The sequence below is a fragment of the Micromonospora sp. BS32 genome (assembly GCF_059089345.1).
This window is the reverse complement of the sequence record NZ_JBSSHR010000002.1, coordinates 492617-514809: the sequence shown is the minus strand read 5'-3', so window position 1 is coordinate 514809 and position 22193 is coordinate 492617. Positions and strand designations below refer to the sequence as shown.

The following is a 22193-nucleotide window of genomic DNA, read 5'->3' as shown; positions in this document are numbered from 1 at the left end:
CGCCTGTGAAGGTGGTGATCCACAGATGTCCACGGACACACCCGCGTCCGCCCCCGCCGAGTCGGCGGCGGAGCGATACCTCGCCGTACAGCGGTCGGACGAGTTCGCCGGGTTGCGTCGCGCCCTGCGCAGCTTCGTCTTCCCGATGACCGTCGCCTTCTTCCTGTGGTACGCGCTCTACGTGATCCTCTCCGCGTACGCGCGGGACTTCATGGGCACGAAGCTCTTCGGCAGCAACATCAACATCGCGCTCGTCTTCGGGCTGCTCCAGTTCGTCTCCACGTTCGTCATCGCCTGGCTCTACTCCCGGTACGCCGACCGGAAGCTCGACCCGGTCGCCGACCGGATCCGCGCCGAGATCGGGGAGGTGCACCATGAACACGGTCCTCGCGGCTGAGGCGGGCGACACCACCGCCCGGAACCTCACCATCACGCTCTTCCTGGTCTTCGTCGCGATCACCCTGGCCATCACGGTCTGGGCGAGCCGGCAGACCAAGACCGCCACCGACTTCTACGCCGGCGGCCGGTCCTTCTCCGGCTTCCAGAACGGCATGGCGATCGGCGGCGACTACATGTCGGCCGCGTCCTTCCTGGGCATCGCCGGCATCATCGCGCTCTACGGCTACGACGGCTTCCTCTACTCCATCGGCTTCCTGGTCGCCTGGCTGGTGGCGCTGCTGCTGGTCGCGGAACTGCTGCGCAATTCGGGCCGGTACACGATGGCCGACGTGCTGGCCTTCCGGATGCGTCAGCGGCCGGTGCGCACGGCGGCGGCGGTCTCCACCATCACCGTGTCGATCTTCTACCTGCTGGCCCAGATGGTCGGCGCGGGCGCGCTGGTCGCGCTGCTGCTCGGCATCAAGCCGGGCACCACCTTCCTCGGGATGGACGCCGACACCGCCAAGGTCGCCACCATCATCATGGTCGGCGCCCTGATGATCATCTACGTCACCGTCGGCGGAATGAAGGGCACCACGTACGTCCAGATCGTCAAGGCGTTCCTGCTGATGACCGGCGCCGTGGTGATGACCCTGCTGGTGCTGGCGAAGTACAAGTTCAACCTGTCGTCGCTGCTCGGCGACGCTGCGGCGGCGTCCGGCAAGGGGAACGCGTTCCTCGAACCGTGCCTGCGGTACTGCAAGGAGGTGCCCGGCGATGGGCTGCAGACCTTCTACAACAAGATCGATCTGCTCTCGCTCGGCATCGCGCTGGTGCTCGGCACCGCCGGCCTGCCGCACATCCTGATCCGGTTCTACACCGTGCCCACCGCCAGGGCGGCCCGCAAGAGCGTGCTCTGGGCCATCGGCATCATCGGGTCGTTCTACCTGCTCACCCTCGCCCTCGGCTTCGGCGCGGCGGCGCTGGTCGGCGGCAAGGCGATCACCGCGCAGGACAAGGCCGGCAACACCGCCGCGCCGCAGCTCGCCGAGGCCCTGGGCAAGGACTTCTTCGGCGGCGACCTGGGCGGCGCCACCCTGTTGGCGATCATCGCCGCGGTCGCCTTCGCCACCATCCTGGCGGTGGTCGCCGGGCTCACCCTGGCCTCGTCGTCCAGCCTGGCGCACGACTTCTACGCCAACGTCATCAGGAACGGGCAGGCCTCGGAGCGGCAGGAGGTGGCGGTCGCCCGGATCTCCGCCCTGGTCATCGGCGCGGTCTCCATCGCGCTCTCGATCTTCGCGCAGAGCCTCAACGTGGCCTTCCTGGTGGCGCTCGCCTTCGCGGTCGCCGCTTCCGGCAACCTGCCCGCGATCCTCTACAGCCTGTTCTGGAAGCGGTTCAACACCTCGGGCGCGGTCTGGGCCATCTACGGCGGCCTGGTCTCCGCCGTCTTCCTGGTCTTCTTCTCGCCCGTGGTGTCCGGGGCGCCGACCTCGATGTTCCCCGACCACGACTGGCAGTGGTTCCCGCTGTCCAACCCGGGCATCCTCTCCATCCCGTTCGGCTTCCTCTGCGGATGGATCGGCACGGTGATCTCCAAGGAAAGGGACGACGCCAAGTACGCCGAACTGGAGGTGCGGGCCCTCACCGGCGCCGGAGCGCACTGACCACCCACCACCGGTACGGGGCCCCCGGCGTGACCACGCCGGGGGCCCCGCGCCACATCGGAGGGCGCGCCGGCGGCTCGGGCCCAGCGGCGTACGACCGGGCCGCTGAGTAGGCTGACCGGCATGAAGGTTGCCCCGCGCTTCGGAAGCGATCACCGCGTCCTGGTCACCGGCGGTGCCGGTTTCGTGCCGTCCCACCTGGTCGACGCCCTGATCGAGCGGGGGTGCACGGTCGTCGCGCTGGACAACTTCGTCACCGGCTCCAAGGACAACGTCGCCCACCTGGCGGAGCACCCGCGCTTCACCCTGGTCGAGGCGGACATCTCCGAGGGGCTGCCGACCGACCACCCGGCGCTCGCCGAGCGGTTCGACGCCATCCTGCACATGGCCTCCCCGGCCAGCCCCACCGACTTCGAGAAGCTGCCGGTGGAGATCCTCCGGGTCGGCTCGGTCGGCACCCTGCACCTGCTGGAGCGCGCCACCGCCGACGGCGCCCGGTTCCTGATGGCCTCCACCTCCGAGGCGTACGGGGACCCGAAGGAGCACCCGCAGCGCGAGACGTACTGGGGCAACGTCAACCCGATCGGCATCCGCGCGGTGTACGACGAGGCCAAGCGTTTCTCCGAGGCGGCGACCATGGCGTACCACCGCAGCCGCGGGTTGGACGCCGCGATCGTGCGGATCTTCAACACCTACGGCCCGCGGATGCGCCCGGACGACGGGCGGGCCATCCCCACCTTCATCTCCCAGGCGCTGCGCGGCGAACCGATCACCGTGCACGGCACCGGCAACCAGACCCGCTCGATCTGTTACGTCGACGACCTGGTGCGCGGGATCCTGCTCCTGCTCGACTCCCGCGAGACCGGGCCGATCAACTGCGGCACCGAGCACGAGATGAGCATGCGGCAACTGGCGGAGACGATCGTGTCACTCTGCGGCAGCGAATCGCAGGTGACCTACGTCACCCGCAGCTCGGACGACCCGGAGATGCGCCGCCCGGACCTGACCCTCGCCCGGGAGCTGCTCGGATACGAGCCGATCGTGACGCCCGAAGAAGGCCTGCGACGCACGATCGACCACTTCCGCGAGCGGGTAGGGTAACCCCTCCCCCGGCACGCGGAGCGTCTTCCGCCGTTCCCCTTCGGGCAACTCTCGACTCGGCTACGTACGCTGAGACGCATGTCAGCGACATCGTCTGCCGGCGCCCCGCTCCCGTACCTGCACCGGAGCTCCGGGCGCGCCCCGGTTCCCGGCTCCGCTCCGGGCGCCGTCACGCGCCCCCGCTCGTCCGGCTCGCAGTGGTACCCGTCGTACGACGAGGCCCCGGGCCGCACCGGCGGGCCGGGCGGCCCGGGCGGACCCGGCGGGCCCCAGGACCCGGGCGGGCCGGGCGGCCCCGGTGGGTCGGGCCGGCGCGGCCCGCGCCCCCGCTGGGGGCGGATCGGCCTGGTCGCCGGCATCGTGGTGCTGGTGCTCGCGCTGCTCGGCGGCATCGGGGCGTGGTTCTACACCCGCAACCTCAACGAGGACCTGGCCCGCACCGACCCGTTCTCGCAGATCACCGGCGGTCGCCCCGCCAAGGCGGTCAACGGCGCGCTGAACATCCTGCTGGTCGGCTCGGACTCGCGGGACCCGGACGCCCCGGTGGACAAGCAGAGCCAGTGGCGCGCCGACACGATCATCGTCATGCACATCCCGGCCGACCACAAGGCCGCCTACCTGGTCTCCATCCCGCGGGACCTGTACGTGCCGATCCCGGAGAGCGCCGGCGCGGAGTGCGGCTCCGGCCAGCGCCACAAGATCAACGCGGCGTTCGCCTTCGGCGGCCTGCCGCTGGCGGTACGGACCGTGGAGTGCTTCACCGACGTCCGGATCGACCACGTGATGGCGATCGACTTCGGCGGTTTCAAGGAGGTCACCGACGCTCTCGGCGGGGTCGACCTGAAGGTGGAACAGAGCATCACCTCGATCCACAAGCCCTACCGGAAATTCACCAAGGGCACCATGCACATGGACGGCGCCACGGCGCTGGACTGGATCCGTCAGCGCAAGCAGTTCCCGCAGGGCGACTTCGCGCGGATGCGCCACCAGCAGGAGTTCCTCAAGGCGCTGATGGACAAGGCGGCGAGCACGGGCACGCTCACCAATCCGAAGAAGCTGAACGACTTTCTCCAGTCGGTCACCGACGCGGTGACCGTGGACAACGGTTTCTCGCTGACCGACATGGCGTTGCAGTTCCGCAATCTGCGCGGCGAGAACCTCACCTTCATCACCAGTCCGAACGGCGGCAGCGAGACGATCAACGGGGAGTCCGTGGTGGTCTCCGATCGGGAGAAGGCGTTGGCGATGTACAAGGCGATGTCCGCCGACACCATGGCCGACTGGGTGGCGGCCAACCAGAAGACGGACGTAACGGGCAACACGAACTGAGCTGGCACCCCGGCGGCCGGGTGCTCCGGCCGCCGGGACGGCCCGCCGGGCGGGCGAGATGTCGGTGAGGTTTCGACGAGCGTCATCAGAGGTGGTCTTTTGGCGGGTCGATCATCGCCCGCCAACCACCGACCAGACCCCGTTGCCTCACCCGTTCGGATGATATTCGTAGGCAACTGTCGGAATGGTTAAGAATTGGGTGTCTGACGACCTCGCCTTGGCGAGGGGCGGTCCGTAAAGTGATCCACCGCCCCCCGATCCTCGAGCTGGAGCACGCATGCCGGTTCAGACCAGCCCCCGCCCGACGTCGCAGGAGTTCGACACCCCACCCCGGGTGTCCGCCACCATCCCCTCGCAGGGTGGCCGCGCCGGGCGGCGTGCCGACGCCGGCACCCGCAAGCGGACGAAGCGCAAGGACCCCCTGTGGGCCCGGATCACCCTGGTCTTCGGTGCGGTGCTGATGATGACCAGCGGGATCGCCATCGTCGGCAGCAAGGCGCTGATCAGCCAGGCGACCGGCGGCATCGCCCAGAAGAACCTGCTGGGCGGCGCGGGAAAGAGCGACGCCGAGGGCGGCGCCAACATCGACGGCCCGATCGACATGCTGCTGCTCGGCGTCGACGTGCGGCAGAACTGGGCCAAGGACGACATCCGGTCGGACAGCATCATCCTGCTGCACATCCCGGCCAGCCACGACCAGGCGTACCTGATCTCGATGCCGCGGGACACCGAGGCGCAGATCCCGCCGTTCGAGAAGAGCGGTTACCGGGGCGGCACTGACAAGATCAACGCTGCGTTCCAGGCCGGCGCCCGCAACGGCGGCGGCTGGGAGGGCGGCGCCCAGCTGATGGCCCAGACGATCAAGAACATGACCGGGGTCAGCTTCGACGGCGCCGCGATCATCAACTTCGGCGGCTTCAAGAGCGTGATCGACACGCTCGGCACCATCCGGGTCTGCGTCAGCCACGAGGTGAAGTCGATCCACACCTCGGTCGTCGACGGCAAGCAGATGTGGAACACCGAGGCCCAGAAGACCGGTCGCCCGATGACCCCCACGGTCTACAAGAAGGGCTGCCAGGAGATGAACGGCCTCCAGGCGCTCGACTACTCCCGCCAGCGCTACGGCCTGCCGAACAGCGACTACGACCGGCAGCAGAACCAGCAGCAGGTGATCAAGGCGATGGCCCGCAAGGCCACCGACAAGGGCGTGCTGGCCAACCCGGTCAAGCTCAACCAGTTGGTCAAGGCGACCAGCAAGGGCCAGGCGTTCATCCTGGACACCGGCGGCATCCCGGTGGCCGACTTCGTCTTCGCCATGCGCGGCGTCACCGCCAACGAGCTGACCATGCTGCGGACCAACGGCGGCACGTACCACGGCAACGCCAACCACCGGGAGACGCTGGACCAGCAGACCCTGGACATGTTCAAGGCCGTCAAGGAAGACCGGCTCGCCGAGTTCGTGTACGCGCACCCGAGCGTGCTCTCCACCCGCAAGTGAGCCGGCCCCGGCGAAGCGGCCACACCAGGAGTGACCGACCCGTAGCCTGATGTGAGGGGATCTCACGTCACGGCCAGGGGGAGGGCGCCACGTCCAGGTCAGTGCGCGCCCACCGGGGGCGGGGCAACCCGCCGGCCCGGCCAGGACGCCGCTGGCCCCGCCTGGTGCTGGGCGTCGGTCTGACCCTGCTGCTGCTCGCCGTCGCCGGCGTCGTCGGAATGAAGGCGCTGACCTCCCGGTACGACCGCACGGTCAGCCGGGAACAGCTGCTCGCGCAGGACGCCCGGAACTCCCGCACCGACCTCTCCCGCGGGCTCAACTACCTGCTCGTCGGCTCCGACCGGCGGGCCGGGTCCGACGCGCCGGACCAGCGCTCGGACACCATCCTGATGGTGCACGTCCCGCCCGGCATGCGGCAGGCGTACCTGATCTCCATCCCGCGCGACCTGCTGGTCGCCATCCCGCCAGCGGGCAACGGCTACCGCGGCGGCCAGGACAAGATCAACGCGGCGTACGACCACGGCGGCGGCGGCGAGGGCGGCACGAGGCTGCTCTCGGCCACCCTGTCCCGGCTCACCGGCGTCCGCTTCGACGGCGCGGCCCTGGTCGACTTCACCGGCTTCCGCCAGGTCATCGACCTGCTCGGTGGGGTCCGGATGTGCGTCGACACCCAGGTCCGCTCGATCCACACGAAGACCCTGTTCACCCCCGGCTGCCAGCAGATGGACGGCGCCCGGGCGCTGGACTACGCCCGTCAGCGCTACGACCTGCCCAACGGCGACTACGACCGGCAGCGGCACCAGCAGCAGCTGCTCCGGGCCATGCTGGACCGGGCCGGGCAGGCCGACCTGCGCGGCGACCCGGTCAAGCTCGACCGGGTGCTGCGCGCCGTCGGCGGCTCGCTGACCGTGGACACCAACGGCGTACCCCTGGACGACCTGGTCTTCGCCCTCCGGTCGCTGCCGTCCGACGCGCTGCACGGCGTCCAGGTGCCGTCCTACCCGCAGACCATCGACCAGGTCTCCTACGTGGTGCTCGACAACGGCGGCGGCGGCCTCTTCGACGCCGTCCGCGGCAAGCGGGTGGCGGACTGGGTCCAGGCCAATCCGCGCTGGGTGAACCGGCTGTGAACGCCACGCCGGCCCGCCCCGCGACGGCCGCCGGGGCGAGGATCTAGGCTTGGTACCCGTGTTCGGACCCCAGGTACCCAGCGTCCCCGTGACCGAGATCCACGACGACATCTACCTGCTCGACGTCCGGGAGGACGACGAGTGGACCGCGGGGCACGCCCCCGGTGCGCACCACCTGCCGATGATGCAGCTGCCGGGCCGGCTCGCCGAGGTGCCCACCGACCGTGAGGTGGCCGTGGTCTGCCGCTCCGGCGGGCGGTCCGCCCAGGTGGTCGGCTATCTGCTCAACAACGGCTGGGAGCAGGTACGCAACGTCGACGGCGGCATGCGGCAGTGGGAGGCCGTCGGCAAGCCCGTGGTCGGCGGGGACGGGCAGCCCGGCCGCATCATCTGAGCGACGACGGATGGGCACGCCACTGGTCTTCGCGCACCGCGGCGCGTCGGCCGACCTCCCGGAGCACACCCTCGCGGCGTACCTGCGGGCCCTCGACGAGGGCGCCGACGGGCTGGAGTGCGACGTCCGGCTGACCCGCGACGGGCACCTGGTCTGCGTGCACGACCGCCGGCTGGACCGGACCAGCAACGGGCGCGGCCTGGTCAGCGCCCGTACCCTGGCCGAGCTGGAGACGCTCGACTTCGGGTCCTGGCACCCGGGCCGCCTCGCCGTCGACGAGGCCGAACCGCTGGACGAGTCGCACACCCGGCTGCTCACCCTGGAGCGGCTGCTGGCGGCGGTGCTGGCCGCCGGCCGGCCGGTCCGGATGCTGGTGGAGACCAAGCACCCGTCCCGCTACGGCGGCGACGTCGAGCGGAAGCTGGTCACCCTGCTGCGCCGGCACGGGCTGGCCGAGCCCGGGCCGGACGATCCGGTCCGGGTCACCGTCATGTCCTTCTCCGCGCTGGCCGTCCGCCGGATCCGTGAACTCGCACCCGCGCTCCCCACCGTGCTGCTGCTGGAGGTGCTGCCGTCCTGGGTGCGGCCCGGCCGGCTGCCGTTCGGCGCCCGGATCGCCGGGCCCGGCATCGCCCTGGTGCGGACCCGCCCCCGGCTGGTGCCCGCGCTGCGCGCCGCCGGCAACCAGGTGTACGTCTGGACGGTCAACGAACCGGAGGATCTGGAACTGGTCCTCGCCGCCGGGGTGGACGGGGTGATCACCGATCGGCCGGCCCGGACGCTGGCCCGGCTGGGTCGGTGAGCCCGCCGGGGCGGGGGTGCCCGGGGAGCGGTCGACGGGGCACACTCGGGGCATGCCGGAGCGTACCGATCTCGCCGCCCTGATCACCGGCCACGCCACGGTGATCGAGATGATCAATTCCGGTGACGCGGCCCTGCCCGTCCTCACCGAGCTGCTCCGGGTGGCCCGCGCGGCGCTCGGCGCGGCCAGCCTCGCCTTCGTCGAGTTCGGCCCGGCCGGTGGCCGGGTCATCGCCGCCAGCGGCGCCGCCGCCGAGTGGACCATCGGCCGGCCGCTGCCCGCCGCCGACCCGGCCACCATCTGCCTGCTCGCCGGCCCCCGCGTCCGCCAGGTCCGGGTGGACCACCTGCCCGGCCCGCTCGCCGGCGAACTGGTCGCCCGCGGGCTGCGCCGGATGGTGGTGGCCCGCGCCGAGATCGGCGGGCTCACCGTCGGCAGCCTGCACGCCCTCTACCCGGACGGCGAGGAGTCCGAGGACGCCGTCCAGCACACCACCCTCGGCTACCTCGCCTCCTGCATCGCGCACATGTACGGCGACCAGAGCGGGCTGCCCGTGCACGGCGACGGCCCGGTGGTCGCCGCGCTGGCCGACGGGCTGGCCGTGGTGGACCGGGACGGCCACGTCCGGCTCTGGAACCCGGCCGCCGTCCAGGTCACCGGCCGTTCCACCGCCGAGGCGCTGAACCACCCGCTGCCGTTCCCGCTCCCCCCGTCCGGCCAGGTGCTCGACCACCAGCTGCCCGACGGCCGCTGGCTCCGGATCACCTCCGGCGAGCTGCCCGGCCCCGGCACGCTGCACGTGGTGACCTTCCGGGACATCACCGACCAGCAGCGCCGCGACTCCGAACGCGACCTCTTCGTCGCGGTCACCAGCCACGAGCTGCGCACCCCGGTCACCGTGATCAAGGGGTACGCGGACACCCTCACCGACCACTGGGAGTCGTTGACCGAGCACGACCGCCGGCTGGCCGCGCGGGTGATCGGGCAGCGCGCCAACGAGTTGGCCCGGCTCGTCGACCGGCTGCTCACCTCGGCCACCGACGGGCGCCCGGACGGCGACCCGACCGTCCCGTTCGGCCTCGGCGAGGCGCTGCGCGCCACGGTGCCGGACCTCCCGGCGGACCTGCGCCACCGACTCGTCCTCGACCTGCCGGCCGACCTGCCCAAGGCGCTCGGCGACCGGCACAGCATGGCCACCGTGCTGACCGAACTGGTCACCAACGCCGGGAAGTACTCGCCCCCGGACACGCCGATCGAGCTCACCGCCGGCACCGACGGGCAGACCGTCTCGTTCCGGGTCAGCGACCGGGGCATCGGCATCCGTCCCGAGCACGTCGAGCGGGCCTTCGACCGGTTCTGGCAGGGCGAGTCCGGGGACCGCCGCGGCTACCCGGGGGCGGGTCTGGGGCTCTATCTCGTCCGTCGGATCGTTGAACAGCAGAATGGCTGGGTATCCCTCCGGCCGAGAAACGGTGGCGGTACGGTCGCAGAGGTGCGGCTGCCGCGGGGATGACCCGCCGCGCCGACGGGCGTACGGGGAGAGGGAGCGGGGTGTCGACGGGAGCGGTCGAGCGGTCGTGGTGCGTGGTGGTCCCCCACCACGCGACCGGAGCGCGACTGGCCCGGCACCGGCTCGCCGACGAGCTGGCCGAGGTCGTACCCCCGGTTCTGCTGGCGGACCTGGTGGCGGTCCTGGCGGAGCTGGTCGGCAACGCGGTCCGGCACGCCGACCCGCTGCCCGGCGGGGTGGTCCGGGTGGCCTGGCGGCTGCGGAGCACGCCCACCGGTCCGAGCGTGTCCGTCCGGGTGACCGACGGCGGCGCGGCGGCCGGGCCGCGGCTGCGGGCGGCCAGCCCGGACGCCGTCGACGGCCGGGGCCTGCACATCGTCGCCGGCCTGGCCAGCCGCTGGGGCGTCGACCGGGACGGCCTGGGCCAGAGCGTCTGGGCGGAGTTCGACCCGGCCGGCACGGCCCGACCGGACCTCGTCCCGGCCGGCTGACCGGGGGATCGGGGCGGGTCCTGCCCACCTTGCCGGCGCGCGGGCTCTAGGCTGTCTCGCCGTGAGCAAGCGTCGAAAGAACCAGCGCGTCGTCGAAGCCGCCCCCCGCCGGGAGAAGGTCCGGGACGTCTTCGTCCCCCGTCCCTTCGAGGGGCTCGTGGACGAGCCGGAGTGGATCGCCCTGCGCGAGCTCGTACCGGCCGCCTCCGCGCCGCTGCGACTCACCCCCGAACTGGTCGAGGAGTACGGCGACCGCCCGGTCACCCTGGCCACCGTGCTGCCGATGGCCGCCCCGGCGATGACCAAGCCGGACGGGCGGGTCTTCATCGGCCTCCAGCGCCACCAGCAGTCCGGGGACGTCTCCCGTGACCTGGCCGACGCGCTGCTCAGCGCGCTGCGTACCGAGCCGGGCGGCCAGGTCTCCGTGCCGCCGCTGCCCGGCCCCGGCCCGCGCCTGCAGGACATCCTGGTGGACGGTCCGCTGGAGATCACCATGCACGACGGGTTCGACTTCTGGCTCGACCCGGGGGCGACGAACGATCCGAACGTCCAGGCCTCCCTGGAGCGGGCGAACGCGGCGATCTACCCGACGGTCCGGCTGGCCGCCGCCAAGGCCGCGTACTGGTGCCAGGTGCCGGAGAAGGCGCACGTGCGCTGGGTGCTGGGCGACGACGAGGACGCCGCGCTGGACGCGCTCTCCCGGCTCTCCGCCGCCGGCAGCCTCACCCTGGGCGAGGGTACGAAGTTCGCCGGCATGTTCCGGGCGCACGGCCGGCTGGCGCCGGTCTGGGACCTTCCCGAGGACGTCCCGGCGGGCGACTGGGAGGAGCCGGTGGCCGGCTTCGCCAAGCGCTACGCCGACGCCCTGACGGAGCCCGCCCCGCTGGACGCCGCCGGCCGCCGCGCCCGCCAGGGCCTGCTCGGCCGCCAGCTCACCCTCCGCTGACCCGTCCCCCGCCCGCCGATCCGGAGGGACCGACGACGGTCACCCCTGGATCGACGCGGTGGGTGCGGACGGCGGGGTGGGGTGCAGCGGCTCCCGGGTCAGCGGGCAGGACATGCAGCGGGGGCCGCCACGGCCGGAGCCGAGCTCGGAGCCGGCGATCGGGATGACCTCGATGCCGGCCCGTTCGAGCTGCGCGTTGGTCTCCACGTTGCGTTCGTAGCCGACGCAGAGCCGGGGGGCCAGGGCGAGCGTGTTGTTGCCGTCGTCCCACTGTTCGCGTTCCGCGGTGACCGGGTCCAGGCCGGTGTCGATCACCCGGAGCTGGTCGATGTCCATCGCGTCGGCGGCGGCGCGCAGGAACGGCGCCGGGCCGTCCACCCGCGGCTCGCCGTCCGGGCCGGCGACCACGGTGTACGCCGACAGGGTGCTGGCGATGTTCGGGTACATCAGCACCGCGTCGACGTCGACCATGGTGCAGACGGTGTCCAGGTGCATGGTGGCCCGCTCCTGGGCGATCGGCACCACCAGGATGGTGTGCGCGAGCCCGGCGGCGAAGACCTGCCGGGCCAGCCGTTCCGCCCCGGCCGGCGTGGTCCGCTCGCCGACCCCGACGGCGAGCACCCCGGGGGCGAGCAGCAGCACGTCGCCGCCCTCCAGGTGCTCCAGCCCGTGGTGGTAGACGGACTCGGTGCCGGCGAAGCGCGGATGGTGGCGGTAGATCGCGTCGGTCAGCGTGGTCTCCCGCCGGCGGGCCGGCATGGCGAGGCTGGTGACCCCGACCCGGTCGCCGATCCACAGTGACGAGTCCCGGGTGAAGAGCAGGTTGGGCAGCGGGTCGATGACGAAGTCGTGCCGGTCCATCAGCGTCCAGACCAGGCCGCCGGGGCGCTCGGCGCTGACCCGTACCTCCTCGTGGGCCAGCCCGGCGGTGAACACGTCGGCGAGGGCGGCGGGGTCGAGGTAGGCGAGGTGGTCGGCGACCCGGCGGCGCAGCGTGTCGCCCAGGCGCGGGGAGCGGAGCACCTCCTCGGTCAGCTCGGCCCGGGCATCGGCGACGGCGAGGGTTTCGGCGAGCAGGGTGGAGAGGTAGAGCACCTCCACGCCGCGGGCCCGCAGTTCCGCCGCGAAGGCGTCATGCTCCTCCTGTGCCCGGCCGACCCATGGGATAGCGTCGAAGAGCAACGAGTCGTTGTTGCGGGGGGTGAGCCGGGCGAGTTCGGGCCCCGGCCGGTGCAGCAGTACGGTGCCGAGCCGACCGACCTCGCTGTCCACGTAGTGGGTCACCCTCGCAGCGTAGGGCAGATGTGAAGTGTGTTCAGCGGAAGAACTGTGGATGAATATGGCATTCATCCGCACTCATTCCGGCGCTCCAACTTGCCGTACCCCCGCACTGTCAACGTAGGGTAGTGGGGACATAACTTCGAGGGACCTTTTGCCGGAGGTCGCGATGACTGTCTTTCCCGCTCGTCGAGCCGTACCGACCCGGGCACTGCCGCCCGTGGCGGTGCCGCATCCCCGAACCGACGCCTCCTCGGCGCTCGAGCCGGCCCGACCCACCCCACTGGAGTGGGCGCGTCGCCGCCGCGCCGAGCGGGGCGCCCGGCGCCTGGAGGCCGCCGGCGCACGCGCGCTCGGGCAGCTCGACCACCTGGGGCCCGCCTGGCACGTCATTGAGTGGCCCCGCACCGACGTCGCCGATGTGCTCCGCGACCACGGCCAGGACGAGCGGGCCGGGTTCCTCGCCATCGGCCCGAGCGGGCTCTTCGCGGTGAGCATCGCCGACCACGGTCGCGCCCGGGTGCTGGTCGCCGGGGACGTGGTCCAGATCAACGGCAAACGACCGCCGTACGTGGCCGAGGCCCGGCGGGACGCCAAGCGGGCCAGCAAGGCGCTCTCCGAGGCGGTCGGCCTGCCGATCCCGGTGTCGCCGGTGCTGACCTTCGTCGGCTCCGGCGTCATCAGCGTCTACGGCCTCCCCAAGGACTGCCTCATGGCGACCCACCGGGAGCTCGACCGGCTCCTCGTCGCCGGGGGCAACCGGATCAGCCCGGCCACCGCCGAGAAGCTGTCGCGAGTCGCCCAGCAGCCGCAGACCTGGTGGAACGGCACCTACCGGTCCGCCGCCGACTACCGGTGGTACGACGAGGGCCGAACGGCCGCTGACAAGCCGGCCGCCCGCCGGTAACGTCACCGGCGACGCCACGCGGCCCTGGGGTCACCCCCGCCGGCCCGCGCCGTCGCCGGCCGCCCGGTCAAAAGGGCACCCCAATCGTCACCGGCGGCCGGTGGCTCCAGCGCGGTCGGCCGGCCGTCGCGACGACCGGCTAGCGTGGACAGACCGTCGGTGTACATAGGAGGCGCGGTGGCCCACGTCGAGCTCTCGCTCTCGGAAGTGTTCGCGCCAACCGGGCGGACGCCGACAGGGCCGGGGTCCGGCAACGTCGGGCGGTGGTCGGCGACGGTATCCCACGCCGACGAGCCCTGCCTGCTGATCGACGCGGAGACCAGTGTGGTGGCCATCTCGGCGTCCGGCTGCGAGCTGCTCTGCCTGGGCGCTCCCGAGGACGTGGTCGGCCTGCCGCTGCTGGAGGGCGGTCTGCGGCTGCTCGACTTCACCGCCGCCCGGCACGAGCTGACCGAGCAGGAGACCGACAAGATCCCACCGCTGCTCGCGCTGCACTCCGGCCGGTTGGCCCGCGGGCTGCTCCGGGTGCAGGCCGCCGGCGACGAGACCACGTACGCCACCGTCGACGCCATCTCCACCCCGGTGCTCACCGACGGCGAGGTCGCCGGCTCGCTCACCTTCTTCTCCGAGGTCTGACCTGGGGCGAAGTGTGGCACGCGCCGCACGCCGCGACGCTGGGGTCGGCCGAGGCCGACACCGTAAGGTGCCCTCATGCTCGATGTCGCGCTGCTCCCGGGCGAGTACGCCGTGTGCCGGCTGGCGGCCGGCGCCCCGCTGTCGCCCGCCCTCTGGGCCGAGCCGGGCGACGCCGAGGTGGTGACGGTGGCCTGGACGGCCGAGGGAATCTCCGTCATCTGCCCCGCCGGCCGCACGCCCGTGGGCACGGACGTGGAGACCGACTGGCGCTGCCTGCGGGTGGTGGAGCCGCTCGCCCTCGCCGTCACCGGCACCCTCGCCGCGCTGGTCGACCCGCTCGCCGCCGCCCGGATCAGCGTGGTCGCCTTCTCCACGTACGACACCGATCACGTGCTGGTGCCGGCGGTACGTCTCGCCGAGGCGACGGCCGCGCTGGAGAGGGCTGGCCACCGGGTCCTGCGCTGACCTTCACCGCGCCGCCGGATCCTCCTACGATGGGCTCGGCCACCCCCGGCTGCAACCACGCGCCTCGATGCCCGAGGCGCGCTCCCCCCGAGGAGCGGTCCGTGCCGCCTGACGTACCGCAGCGCATCCCGTACCGCCGGCTGGCCGGCACCGGCGCGCTGCTCGCCGCCCTGCCGCTCGCCGCCTGCGGCGCCCCGCCCGAGCGGGGCACCGCCGTGCCGCCGCTGCCGCCCGCGCCGACCACCGGCCTCCCGACGCCCACCCTGCCCACGGCCACCCCGGCGGCCACCCCGACCCTCGGGCTGCTGCCGACCGAGCTGCCGCCGGCCACCCCCGTGCTGTCGGCCACCCCGGGGCTGGTCGCCGCGCCGTGCCAGGGCCGGCCCTCCGCCGACCGGGTGACCGGCCTGCTGCGCGACTCGGTGCTCCCCCGCGACGTGACCGTCCGGGCCACCCAGGGGCCGCTCTGCGCCGACGACTGGCAGTACACGATGCTCGCGGTGACCGGTCACGAGGAACTCCAGGTGGTCACCCAGGGCCGACCCGACGCGCTGCGGCTGGTGACCGCCGGAACCGACGTCTGCTCGATCGAGGTACGGGCCACCGCGCCGCCCGCCATCCGGACGTTGGCCTGCGACGCCGGCACCCAGCCGCTGCCCGGTGCGTAGGCTGGTCGGCATGCCCGGAACACCGCCGACCCGCTTCGTCTACCTCGGACCCGAGGGCACCTTCGCCGAGCAGGCGCTGCGCACCGTGCCCGCCGCCGAGCACGGCAGCCGTACGCCCGCCCGCAGCGTCGGCGAGGCGCTGGAGAGCGTACGGGCCGGTGAGGCGGACGCGGCGCTGGTGCCGCTGGAGAACTCGATCGGCGGCGCGGTCGGGGTGACCCTGGACGAGCTGGCCGAGGGGGACCCACTGGTGATCACCCGCGAGGTGATCCTGCCGGTGGAGTTCGTGCTCGGCGCCCGCCCGGGCACCGGCCTCGGCGCGATCCACAGCGTGGCCGCCCACCCGCAAGCGTCCACCCAGTGCCGGAACTGGCTGCGCGACCACCTCCCCGACGCGGTGGTGGTCGACGTGCTCTCCAACGGCGCGGCGGCGGCGGGCGCGGCGGCCGGCGAGTACGACGCGGCGATCTGCGCCCCGATCGGGGCGGCCCGGCACCGGCTGGCGGTGCTCGCCGACAAGATCGCCGACCATCCGGACGCGGTGACCCGCTTCGCGCTGGTGTCCCGCCCGGGCCCCCCGCCGCCCCCGACCGGGGACGACGTCACCTCGCTGGCGATCTACATCGCCCACGACCGGGTGGGCGCGCTGCTCTCGGTGCTGATGGAGCTGGCCGTCCGCGGGGTCAACCTGAGCCGGATCGAGTCCCGCCCGACCGGGGAGGCGCTGGGCCGGTACGTCTTCTTCCTCGACTGCGCCGGACACGTCGCCGACGTCCGGATGGGCGAGGCGTTGCAGGGGCTGCGCCGGCTCTGCGCGGACGTGCGCTTCCTCGGGTCGTACCCCCGGCACCGCTGGCCCGACGGGGCGGGTGACCGGCCGGTGCCGGCGCCGGCCGGACTCTCCGACGCCGACTACGCCGACGCGGCGGCCTGGCTGGCCCGGCTGCGAGCCGGCGAGCTGAGCTGACGACGGTGGGGCACCCGAACCGGGCGCCCCACCGTCGGACGGGTCAGCTGAGCAGGCCGCCGAGCAGGCCGCCCTGCTGCTGCTGGGCGCCGCTGCCCTGCACCGGGGGCTCCTCCGAGGGCTGAACCACCACGAAGCCCTGACCGGCGAAGCTCATGGTGAACGCCTCACCCGTGGTGCGGCCGAGCAGCGAGCCGAGGCCGAGCTGCTCCGCCCGGTGGTAGCCGGTCTGCAGGTTGGCCGACCAGCAGACCGCGGCCTGCGGGTCGACGTAGGTGGGGGCGTCGACGTTCAACACCACCGGGGTGCCCTTGGTGGTGATGGCGATCCGGCCGTGGCCGCTGAAGACGCAGTTGAACAGCCCGGACGACGAGGCCATGCCGGCGCCGCCGACCATCTTGATGTCATACGACAGAGTGGAGTCGAAGGCCAGCACGCTGGACCCGTTGATGGAGAGGGCGTCTCCCGGCTCCAGGTCGATGATGTGCACGTCCTTGCTGAGGTCGGCGAGAAAGACATCGCCGTGCCCGGAGAGCTTCATCAGCGGCACGCCCTCGCCGGTGAGGCGCTGCTTGATGAACTTGCCGATGCCGCCCGAGCCGAGCGCCTGGAACTGCACCTGACCCTGGTAAGCCACCATCGAGCCGACCCGGGCCATCGCCTCGCCGTTGAGTTCGATCTTGAGCATCTTGGAGTTCTGCAGCCGCATGCCGGGCTGGGCGGACTCCTTCTCCAGGTTCTCCGCGGAGAACAGCGCGCTGCGCATGGAATTCCTCCTGATTCGGGGTGTGCTGTCCCGACGGTAGGCGACCCATGCAACGGCGACCATCGGCCGAGCGGGGCGGTCAGCCCCAGCCGAGCGCGTGCAGCCGCTCGTCGTCGATGCCGAAGTGGTGGGCGATCTCGTGCACCACCGTCACCGCCACCTCGTCGACCACGTCGTCCTCGGTGTCGCAGATCCGCAGGATCGGGCGACGGTAGATGAGGATCCGGTCCGGCAGCACCCCGGAGTAGTCCCAGCCCCGTGCGGTCAGCGCGTGCCCCTCGTAGAGCCCGAGCAGGTCCTCGCCGGGCGGCGGGTCCTCCTCGACCAGGATCACCACGTTGCTCATCAGCCCGAGCAGCTCCTCGGGCACCTCGTCGAGGGCCTCCCCGACGAGCTCCTCGAACCGCTCCCGGCTCATCTCCACGCCCACACCCCCATCCTCCCCCACCGCCACACCCCCACCCCCGCCAAGATCCGCGCACGTGCACGGAAAGAGTGGCCGCGGCGGGTGCGACAGCCACTCTTTCCGTGAAAGTGCGGCGGGAAGGCCGGGGATGCGCGACGCCGCCCGAACCCCGGAGGGGGCGGGCGGCGTCGGAGTGGGTCAGGCCAGGCGGGCGGAGAGGGAGATCTGGGCGCCGGGGGAGAGCAGCCGGGAGATCGGGCAGTTCTCCTTGGCGGCCTCGGCCAGCTTGGTGAACTGGGCCTCGTCCATTCCCGGAACCTGGCCGACCGTCTCCAGGTCGATCCGGGTCACGGACATGCCCGCCTCGGTCTTGTCGAAGTGCACCTTGGCGGTGGTCTCCACCGACGAGTCGGTGGCGCCGGCGTCGGCGAGCTGCTTGGAGAGGGCCATCGAGAAGCAGGCGGCGTGCGCGGCGCCGATCAGCTCCTCGGGGTTGGTGCCCTCGCCCTCCTCGAAGCGCGACTTGAAGGAGTAGTTGCCGGAGAGGCCGCCCTTGCCGGTGCGGACGGTCCCGGCACCCTCGGTGAGGTTGCCCTGCCAGCGTGCGGAAGCGGTACGGATAGGCATGCCCCGACGCTAACCGATGCGGCAGCCGCCGGCGACCGACTGGCGCTACGACGCGGCCCCGACTCGCCGGTCCCGGGGCCGGGTCGTGCCATGATGCGGAGCAGGCCCGCGACTGCGGAAGGTGGCCGATGTCCCAGGATCTCCCCATCCCGCGACAGGACGACCGGTCCGACGGCACCGCCGTCGTCGAGTGGGGCGCGGTGGAACGCCCGCCCGCGGGCCGGTCCGGCCACACTCTGGCCGGGCTGGGTCGGGATCGCCGGCTGCCGCTGGTGCTGGCCGCCCTGGCCGCGGTCGCCACGACGGCGTCGCTGGTCGGCGAGTGGCTGGTGATGACCGTGCCGAACGGCGGCCCCGACGGCGGCAGCCCGGTCCGGGTGCCGGGCGGGGTGGCCGAGGTGGGCGGCTTCGGCGTCGCGTACCTGGTCGGGTTGCTGCTGCTGGCCGTGGCGGTGACGCTCGCCCTGCGCGGCCGGCCCGCGATCCGGCCCGACGCTCGGCTGGCCGGCCTGGCCCTGGCGGGCGCCCAGCTGGCGCTGCTCACCGCCACCGCCTTCTCGCTCGACGACTCCGGCCAGCGGGCGCTGTTCTACTCCCCGGAGGACGGCTTCCAGGTGGAGTACGGGCGCGGCCTGGTGACCGCCTTCGCCGCCGTGCTGCTGGTCGCCGCCGCGCTGCACCTGGCCGGCCGGGGGTCGGCCGACCGGCCGGACGCCCACCCGGACGGGGCACCGGAGAAGCCGCGCCGGGCCGAGCGGGACGACCGGCCGCCCGCCCCCACCGACCTCACCGTCACCTCGACCGTGCCGTTCGCCCGCCCCGGGTCGGAGGTCTGAGAGCCCTCCGGGAGGGCGCGGTGACGCCGGATCGCCGTCACCGCGCGTTGGTATCCGATTCGCCGGGAAGCCATGGTTGCGACCCGTTCCGCGAGGTACGGTTGCTGCCCGCCGTCACTCCGGGTCGACGTACCGACGACTGAAACGGTTGGCTGCGACGGCGGCGGGCAAGGAGGAACGATGCCCCGCCCGGGACTGCCCAAGCTGATCGCCACCGACCTCGACGGCACGCTCGTCCGTAGCGACGAGACCGTTTCGGCGTACACCCACGCGGTGCTCGACCGGGTGCGCGCCGCCGGGATCCCGGTGGTCGGCGCCACCGGCCGCGGCCCACGACTGGCCGAGCTGACCCGCAACGACATCCGCGCCGCCGACTTCCTGGTGATGGCCGGCGGCGGCCGGGTGGTCGACCAGAGCGACCCGGCCGGCCCGGTGGTGCTCCGCGACGAACGCCTCCCCGCTGAGGTGCTGACGCACCTGATCGGCGAACTGGAGGCCGAGGTCGGCCCGCTCACCGTGATGGTCGAGGCGTCCGACGAGCACGACGCCCCGCTCTGGGGCGACTACCACCCGAGCTGGCCGTACCAGGACCGGTTCGAGGCGCGCAGCCGCGCCGAGTGCCTCTCCTGCGACGTGATCAAGGCGTTCGCCCGGACCGCCGACCACCACGTCGACGAACTGCTGGCGGTCGCCCGCCGGATCGTCCCGCCGCAGGTGGCCACGCTCACCCAGGCCGGTCTGGGCTTCATCGAGATCTGCCCGCCCGGGGTGGACAAGGCCACCGGGCTGACCGTGGTCGCCGAGCGGCTCGGCGTCGACCCGGCGGAGGTGCTGGTCTTCGGCGACCAGCCCAACGACCTGCCGATGTTCGGCTGGGCCGGCTGGGGCCGGGTGGCCGTCTCCAACGCCCACCCCGAGGTCCGGGCCGCCGCCGACGAGGTGACGTTGCGCAACGACGACGACGGGGTCGCCGTCTACCTGGACCGGCTACTGTCCCGGTGATGGGAGAACGACCGCGGCTCGTCGCCACCGACATCGACGGCACGCTGCTCGGCGACGACGCCACGATCAGCCGGCGCACCGCGGCGGTGCTGGAAATGATCTCCGCCGCGGGAACGCCGGTCGTGCTGGTCACCGGCCGTCCGATCCGCTGGCTGCAACTGGTGTACGACCAGCTCGCCGCGCCGCTGCCGGCGATCTGCGCCAACGGGGCCGTGGTGTACGACCCGGTCACCGACGAGGTGCTGCGGGCCGATCCACTCGCCCCGGAGCTGCTCGCCGAGGTGGCCCGCCGGCTGCGCGCCGCGGTGCCCGAGGTGAGCTTCGCGGTGGAGATCGTGGACAGCCGGCAGATGCGGCACGAGGCGCACTACCCCCTGCGCTGGGACGCCGACCACGACGCGATCCGGGCAGTCGAGTCGCCGGAGGAGCTGCACTCCATGCCGGCGGTGAAGCTGCTGGCCCGCGCCCGTGACCAGGACCCGGACGTCTTCGTCCAGGTGGTGGCCGGGGCGCTGGAAGGGCTGGCCGAGGCGACACACTCGTCGTACAGCGGGCTGGTGGAGATCTCCGCGGCCGGGGTGACCAAGGCGGCCGGGCTGGCCTGGTACGGCGCCCGGCTGGGCGTGGACGAGCGGGACGTGCTGGCCTTCGGCGACATGCCCAACGACGTGCCGATGCTCACCTGGGCCGGTCGGGCGGTGGCGGTGGCCAACGCCCACCCCGCCGTCCTGGCGATCGCCGACGAGGTGACCGGGGCGAACACCGAGGACGGCGTGGCGGCGTATCTGGAGAAGGTCTTCGGGGTGGGCTGAGCGGGCCGGGCGCGCCCGGCCGGGTCTCAGAGGTACTGGCCGGTCTGGTGCCCCTCGCCCGACGGCTGGCCCATGCCCGGCATGCCGGGCATGACGCCGGCCGGCCCGCTGGGCAGCGCCTGCCGGCCGGAGCGCATCTGCTCCAGCTGCACCCGGGCGGCCATCTGCTGGGCGACCAGCGCGGCCTGGATGCCGTGGAAGAGCCCCTCCAGCCAGCCGACCAGCTGGGCGTGGGCGATCCGCAGCTCGCCCTCGCTGGGCGCCTGGTCGTCGGCGAAGGGCAGCGCGAGGCGCTCCAGCTCCTCGCGCAGCTCGGGGGCGAGCCCGTCCTTCAGCTCGACGATCGACCGCTCGTGGATCTCCCGCATCCGGTGCCGGCTGGCGTCGTCCAGCGGAGCGGACTTGACCTCCTCGAGCAGCTGTTTGATCATGCTGCCGATCCGCATCACCTTGGCCGGCTGCTCGACCAGGCGGGTCGGGTCCTCGCCCGCCGCCTCGTCGGTCTGCACCGTGCCGACCGGCCGCCCGTCCGGGCCGACCACCACCACGGTGCCCGGGTGTCCGGCGCCGTTGCGGTCCGGCTCGTCGTTCTCTCCAGCGAAGTGCGCTTCGGTCATGGCACCCATCTTTACCCACGCCGAGGTGGCGCACGCGCCCGGACCGGCTCCGGGGCGCGGTCGGACGGCGGGCCGCGCTACCGTCGCCGGCATGTCCGCCGACCCGCGCGCCGTGCTCACCCGCCCGGCGCCGCCACCCGACCGCACCGTCGCGTACGGGACGCACCCGGACCAGCTGGTGGACCTGCGCCGCCCGGCCGGCGACGGGCCGGCCCGCCCGCTGGTCGCGGTGCTGCACGGCGGGTTCTGGCGAGCCGAGTACGACCGCGCCCACACCGGCCCGCTGGCCGCCGCGCTGGCCGGCCTGGGCTGGCCGGTGGCCCAACTGGAGTACCGGCGCACCGGGCAGCCCGGAGGCGGCTGGCCGGGCACCCTCACCGACGTGCTGGCCGGGGTGGCCGCGCTGCCCGGACTGGCGGCGGACGCCCTGCCCGGGCGGGTGGCCGCCGGGCCGCCGCTACTGCTGGGGCACTCCGCCGGCGGGCACCTCGCGCTCTACGTCGCGGCGCATGCCCCGGCCACCGTGGCCGGGGTGCTCGCGCTGGCCCCGGTCGCCGACCTCGCCGAGGCGTACCGGCGGAACCTGGACTCCGGTGCGGTGGCCGCGCTGCTCGGCGGCGGACCCACCGACCACCCGGACCGGTACGCGACCGCCGATCCACGGGCATTGGTGCCAATCCGAACACGCACAGTGATCGTCCACGGGTTGCGGGACCGGCAGGTTCCGGTCGCCCTCAGCCGGTCCTTCGTGACCGCCGCGCGGGCCGCCGGATCGGACGTCAGCCTTCGTGAACTGCCGGAATGTGAGCACTTCGGGCTCATCGATCCGGATTCGGCGGCCTGGCCACAGGTGAGAGCTGCGTTGCAGTCGCTGCACGAAGATCAATAGGCATTGACGCAGCGTCGCCGACCAGGTAGAACGCCGAGGGGGCGGTGACGCCCGGCAACGTTCTCGGA

At 72.9% G+C, this 22193-nt stretch carries 25 protein-coding genes; 20 read left to right on the top strand and 5 right to left on the bottom strand.

Annotation, left to right across the window (positions count from 1 at the left end):
* Positions 1–25: 25 nt before the first annotated feature.
* From AC5RWQ_RS05175 to AC5RWQ_RS05125, 11 genes are all read left to right on the top strand, one after another.
* Complete coding sequence (locus AC5RWQ_RS05175; protein ID WP_494281562.1) at positions 26–397, top strand: DUF485 domain-containing protein; 372 nt, start codon at positions 26–28, stop codon at positions 395–397.
* Positions 375–2048 carry a monocarboxylic acid transporter gene (locus AC5RWQ_RS05170; protein WP_494281561.1) on the top strand — a complete coding sequence of 558 codons (1674 nt, stop codon included), beginning with the start codon at positions 375–377 and terminating at the stop codon, positions 2046–2048. Before AC5RWQ_RS05175 ends, AC5RWQ_RS05170 begins: the two co-directional genes overlap by 23 nt.
* A 123-nt stretch (positions 2049–2171) precedes the next feature.
* Positions 2172–3149 carry an NAD-dependent epimerase/dehydratase family protein gene (locus AC5RWQ_RS05165; protein ID WP_494281560.1) on the top strand — a complete coding sequence of 326 codons (978 nt, stop codon included), beginning with the start codon at positions 2172–2174 and terminating at the stop codon, positions 3147–3149.
* 78 nt (positions 3150–3227) lie between these two features.
* Complete coding sequence (locus tag AC5RWQ_RS05160; RefSeq protein ID WP_494281559.1) at positions 3228–4478, top strand: LCP family protein; 1251 nt, start codon at positions 3228–3230, stop codon at positions 4476–4478.
* Between the two features lie 277 nt (positions 4479–4755).
* Complete coding sequence (locus AC5RWQ_RS05155; RefSeq protein ID WP_494281558.1) at positions 4756–5976, top strand: LCP family protein; 1221 nt, start codon at positions 4756–4758, stop codon at positions 5974–5976.
* Between the two features lie 101 nt (positions 5977–6077).
* Positions 6078–7106, top strand: coding sequence for an LCP family protein (locus AC5RWQ_RS05150; protein WP_494281557.1), 1029 nt, complete (start codon positions 6078–6080; stop codon positions 7104–7106).
* Between the two features lie 58 nt (positions 7107–7164).
* On the top strand, positions 7165–7500 hold the full coding sequence (locus tag AC5RWQ_RS05145; RefSeq protein ID WP_494281556.1) for a rhodanese-like domain-containing protein: 336 nt from the start codon (positions 7165–7167) through the stop codon (positions 7498–7500).
* Positions 7501–7510: 10 nt separating this feature from the next.
* Complete coding sequence (locus tag AC5RWQ_RS05140) at positions 7511–8302, top strand: glycerophosphodiester phosphodiesterase (RefSeq protein ID WP_494281555.1); 792 nt, start codon at positions 7511–7513, stop codon at positions 8300–8302.
* Positions 8303–8354: 52 nt separating this feature from the next.
* Positions 8355–9815 carry a PAS domain-containing sensor histidine kinase gene (locus AC5RWQ_RS05135; protein ID WP_494281554.1) on the top strand — a complete coding sequence of 487 codons (1461 nt, stop codon included), beginning with the start codon at positions 8355–8357 and terminating at the stop codon, positions 9813–9815.
* A complete protein-coding gene (locus tag AC5RWQ_RS05130) occupies positions 9812–10303 on the top strand; it encodes an ATP-binding protein (RefSeq protein ID WP_494281553.1) in 492 nt (163 codons plus the stop codon). The genes AC5RWQ_RS05135 and AC5RWQ_RS05130 overlap by 4 nt, the downstream gene beginning before the upstream one ends.
* A 61-nt stretch (positions 10304–10364) precedes the next feature.
* On the top strand, positions 10365–11249 hold the full coding sequence (locus AC5RWQ_RS05125; RefSeq protein WP_494281552.1) for a DUF5926 family protein: 885 nt from the start codon (positions 10365–10367) through the stop codon (positions 11247–11249).
* 39 nt (positions 11250–11288) lie between these two features.
* Here AC5RWQ_RS05125 and AC5RWQ_RS05120 read toward each other — a convergent pair whose 3' ends face one another.
* The gene (locus AC5RWQ_RS05120) at positions 11289–12533 is read right to left on the bottom strand and encodes an arginine deiminase (protein WP_494281551.1); all 1245 of its coding nucleotides are present in this window, start codon (positions 12531–12533) and stop codon (positions 11289–11291) included.
* A 163-nt stretch (positions 12534–12696) separates the two neighbouring features.
* On the opposite strand from AC5RWQ_RS05120, the gene AC5RWQ_RS05115 reads away from it, so the two are divergent.
* The 5 genes from AC5RWQ_RS05115 to pheA all read left to right on the top strand — a co-directional run bounded on the left by AC5RWQ_RS05115 (position 12697) and on the right by pheA (position 16170).
* The gene (locus AC5RWQ_RS05115) at positions 12697–13434 is read left to right on the top strand and encodes a hypothetical protein (RefSeq protein ID WP_334487757.1); all 738 of its coding nucleotides are present in this window, start codon (positions 12697–12699) and stop codon (positions 13432–13434) included.
* A gap of 177 nt (positions 13435–13611) precedes the next feature.
* A complete protein-coding gene (locus AC5RWQ_RS05110; RefSeq protein ID WP_494281550.1) occupies positions 13612–14070 on the top strand; it encodes a hypothetical protein in 459 nt (152 codons plus the stop codon).
* A 75-nt stretch (positions 14071–14145) separates the two neighbouring features.
* Positions 14146–14535 carry an ACT domain-containing protein gene (locus tag AC5RWQ_RS05105; RefSeq protein WP_494281549.1) on the top strand — a complete coding sequence of 130 codons (390 nt, stop codon included), beginning with the start codon at positions 14146–14148 and terminating at the stop codon, positions 14533–14535.
* Positions 14536–14675: 140 nt separating this feature from the next.
* Complete coding sequence (locus AC5RWQ_RS05100; RefSeq protein WP_494281636.1) at positions 14676–15203, top strand: hypothetical protein; 528 nt, start codon at positions 14676–14678, stop codon at positions 15201–15203.
* 10 nt (positions 15204–15213) lie between these two features.
* Positions 15214–16170, top strand: coding sequence for a prephenate dehydratase (gene pheA, locus AC5RWQ_RS05095; RefSeq protein WP_494281548.1), 957 nt, complete (start codon positions 15214–15216; stop codon positions 16168–16170).
* Positions 16171–16213: 43 nt separating this feature from the next.
* Here the strand turns inward: pheA and AC5RWQ_RS05090 are convergent, their stop codons facing one another.
* The 3 genes from AC5RWQ_RS05090 to AC5RWQ_RS05080 form a co-directional block, all read right to left on the bottom strand.
* Positions 16214–16936, bottom strand: coding sequence for an AIM24 family protein (locus AC5RWQ_RS05090; protein WP_334487769.1), 723 nt, complete (start codon positions 16934–16936; stop codon positions 16214–16216).
* A gap of 79 nt (positions 16937–17015) precedes the next feature.
* On the bottom strand, positions 17016–17360 hold the full coding sequence (locus AC5RWQ_RS05085; RefSeq protein WP_494281635.1) for a metallopeptidase family protein: 345 nt from the start codon (positions 17358–17360) through the stop codon (positions 17016–17018).
* A 180-nt stretch (positions 17361–17540) separates the two neighbouring features.
* Complete coding sequence (locus AC5RWQ_RS05080; RefSeq protein WP_494281547.1) at positions 17541–17969, bottom strand: OsmC family protein; 429 nt, start codon at positions 17967–17969, stop codon at positions 17541–17543.
* 128 nt (positions 17970–18097) lie between these two features.
* Here AC5RWQ_RS05080 and AC5RWQ_RS05075 point away from each other — a divergent pair, with 128 nt between their 5' ends.
* The 3 genes from AC5RWQ_RS05075 (at position 18098) to AC5RWQ_RS05065 (ending at position 20619) form a co-directional block, all read left to right on the top strand.
* Positions 18098–18805 (top strand): hypothetical protein, encoded by a 708-nt coding sequence (locus AC5RWQ_RS05075; RefSeq protein WP_494281546.1) that lies wholly within the window; start codon positions 18098–18100, stop codon positions 18803–18805.
* A gap of 180 nt (positions 18806–18985) precedes the next feature.
* Positions 18986–19807: an HAD family hydrolase gene (locus AC5RWQ_RS05070; RefSeq protein WP_494281545.1), complete on the top strand. Its 822-nt coding sequence runs from the start codon at positions 18986–18988 to the stop codon at positions 19805–19807.
* On the top strand, positions 19807–20619 hold the full coding sequence (locus tag AC5RWQ_RS05065; RefSeq protein WP_494281544.1) for an HAD family hydrolase: 813 nt from the start codon (positions 19807–19809) through the stop codon (positions 20617–20619). Before AC5RWQ_RS05070 ends, AC5RWQ_RS05065 begins: the two co-directional genes overlap by 1 nt.
* A 26-nt stretch (positions 20620–20645) precedes the next feature.
* Here the strand turns inward: AC5RWQ_RS05065 and AC5RWQ_RS05060 are convergent, their stop codons facing one another.
* Entirely contained in the window at positions 20646–21245 is a 600-nt protein-coding gene (locus AC5RWQ_RS05060; protein WP_494281543.1) for a bacterial proteasome activator family protein, read from the bottom strand.
* Between the two features lie 82 nt (positions 21246–21327).
* Here AC5RWQ_RS05060 and AC5RWQ_RS05055 point away from each other — a divergent pair, with 82 nt between their 5' ends.
* Positions 21328–22125 (top strand): alpha/beta hydrolase family protein, encoded by a 798-nt coding sequence (locus tag AC5RWQ_RS05055; RefSeq protein ID WP_494281542.1) that lies wholly within the window; start codon positions 21328–21330, stop codon positions 22123–22125.
* Positions 22126–22193: the final 68 nt, after the last annotated feature.

What these genes read in the sequence shown, in the direction of transcription:
- AC5RWQ_RS05175 (WP_494281562.1), top strand. Translation starts at nt 26, where the DNA reads ATGTCCACGGACACACCCGCGTCCGCCCCCGCCGAGTCGGCGGCGGAG.
- AC5RWQ_RS05170 (WP_494281561.1), top strand. Translation starts at nt 375, where the DNA reads ATGAACACGGTCCTCGCGGCTGAGGCGGGCGACACCACCGCCCGGAAC.
- AC5RWQ_RS05165 (WP_494281560.1), top strand. Translation starts at nt 2,172, where the DNA reads ATGAAGGTTGCCCCGCGCTTCGGAAGCGATCACCGCGTCCTGGTCACC.
- AC5RWQ_RS05160 (WP_494281559.1), top strand. Translation starts at nt 3,228, where the DNA reads ATGTCAGCGACATCGTCTGCCGGCGCCCCGCTCCCGTACCTGCACCGG.
- AC5RWQ_RS05155 (WP_494281558.1), top strand. Translation starts at nt 4,756, where the DNA reads ATGCCGGTTCAGACCAGCCCCCGCCCGACGTCGCAGGAGTTCGACACC.
- AC5RWQ_RS05140 (WP_494281555.1), top strand. Translation starts at nt 7,511, where the DNA reads ATGGGCACGCCACTGGTCTTCGCGCACCGCGGCGCGTCGGCCGACCTC.
- AC5RWQ_RS05135 (WP_494281554.1), top strand. Translation starts at nt 8,355, where the DNA reads ATGCCGGAGCGTACCGATCTCGCCGCCCTGATCACCGGCCACGCCACG.
- AC5RWQ_RS05130 (WP_494281553.1), top strand. Translation starts at nt 9,812, where the DNA reads ATGACCCGCCGCGCCGACGGGCGTACGGGGAGAGGGAGCGGGGTGTCG.
- AC5RWQ_RS05115 (WP_334487757.1), top strand. Translation starts at nt 12,697, where the DNA reads ATGACTGTCTTTCCCGCTCGTCGAGCCGTACCGACCCGGGCACTGCCG.
- AC5RWQ_RS05105 (WP_494281549.1), top strand. Translation starts at nt 14,146, where the DNA reads ATGCTCGATGTCGCGCTGCTCCCGGGCGAGTACGCCGTGTGCCGGCTG.
- pheA (WP_494281548.1), top strand. Translation starts at nt 15,214, where the DNA reads ATGCCCGGAACACCGCCGACCCGCTTCGTCTACCTCGGACCCGAGGGC.
- AC5RWQ_RS05090 (WP_334487769.1), bottom strand. Translation starts at nt 16,936, where the DNA reads ATGCGCAGCGCGCTGTTCTCCGCGGAGAACCTGGAGAAGGAGTCCGCC.
- AC5RWQ_RS05080 (WP_494281547.1), bottom strand. Translation starts at nt 17,969, where the DNA reads ATGCCTATCCGTACCGCTTCCGCACGCTGGCAGGGCAACCTCACCGAG.
- AC5RWQ_RS05075 (WP_494281546.1), top strand. Translation starts at nt 18,098, where the DNA reads ATGTCCCAGGATCTCCCCATCCCGCGACAGGACGACCGGTCCGACGGC.
- AC5RWQ_RS05070 (WP_494281545.1), top strand. Translation starts at nt 18,986, where the DNA reads ATGCCCCGCCCGGGACTGCCCAAGCTGATCGCCACCGACCTCGACGGC.
- AC5RWQ_RS05065 (WP_494281544.1), top strand. Translation starts at nt 19,807, where the DNA reads ATGGGAGAACGACCGCGGCTCGTCGCCACCGACATCGACGGCACGCTG.
- AC5RWQ_RS05060 (WP_494281543.1), bottom strand. Translation starts at nt 21,245, where the DNA reads ATGGGTGCCATGACCGAAGCGCACTTCGCTGGAGAGAACGACGAGCCG.
- AC5RWQ_RS05055 (WP_494281542.1), top strand. Translation starts at nt 21,328, where the DNA reads ATGTCCGCCGACCCGCGCGCCGTGCTCACCCGCCCGGCGCCGCCACCC.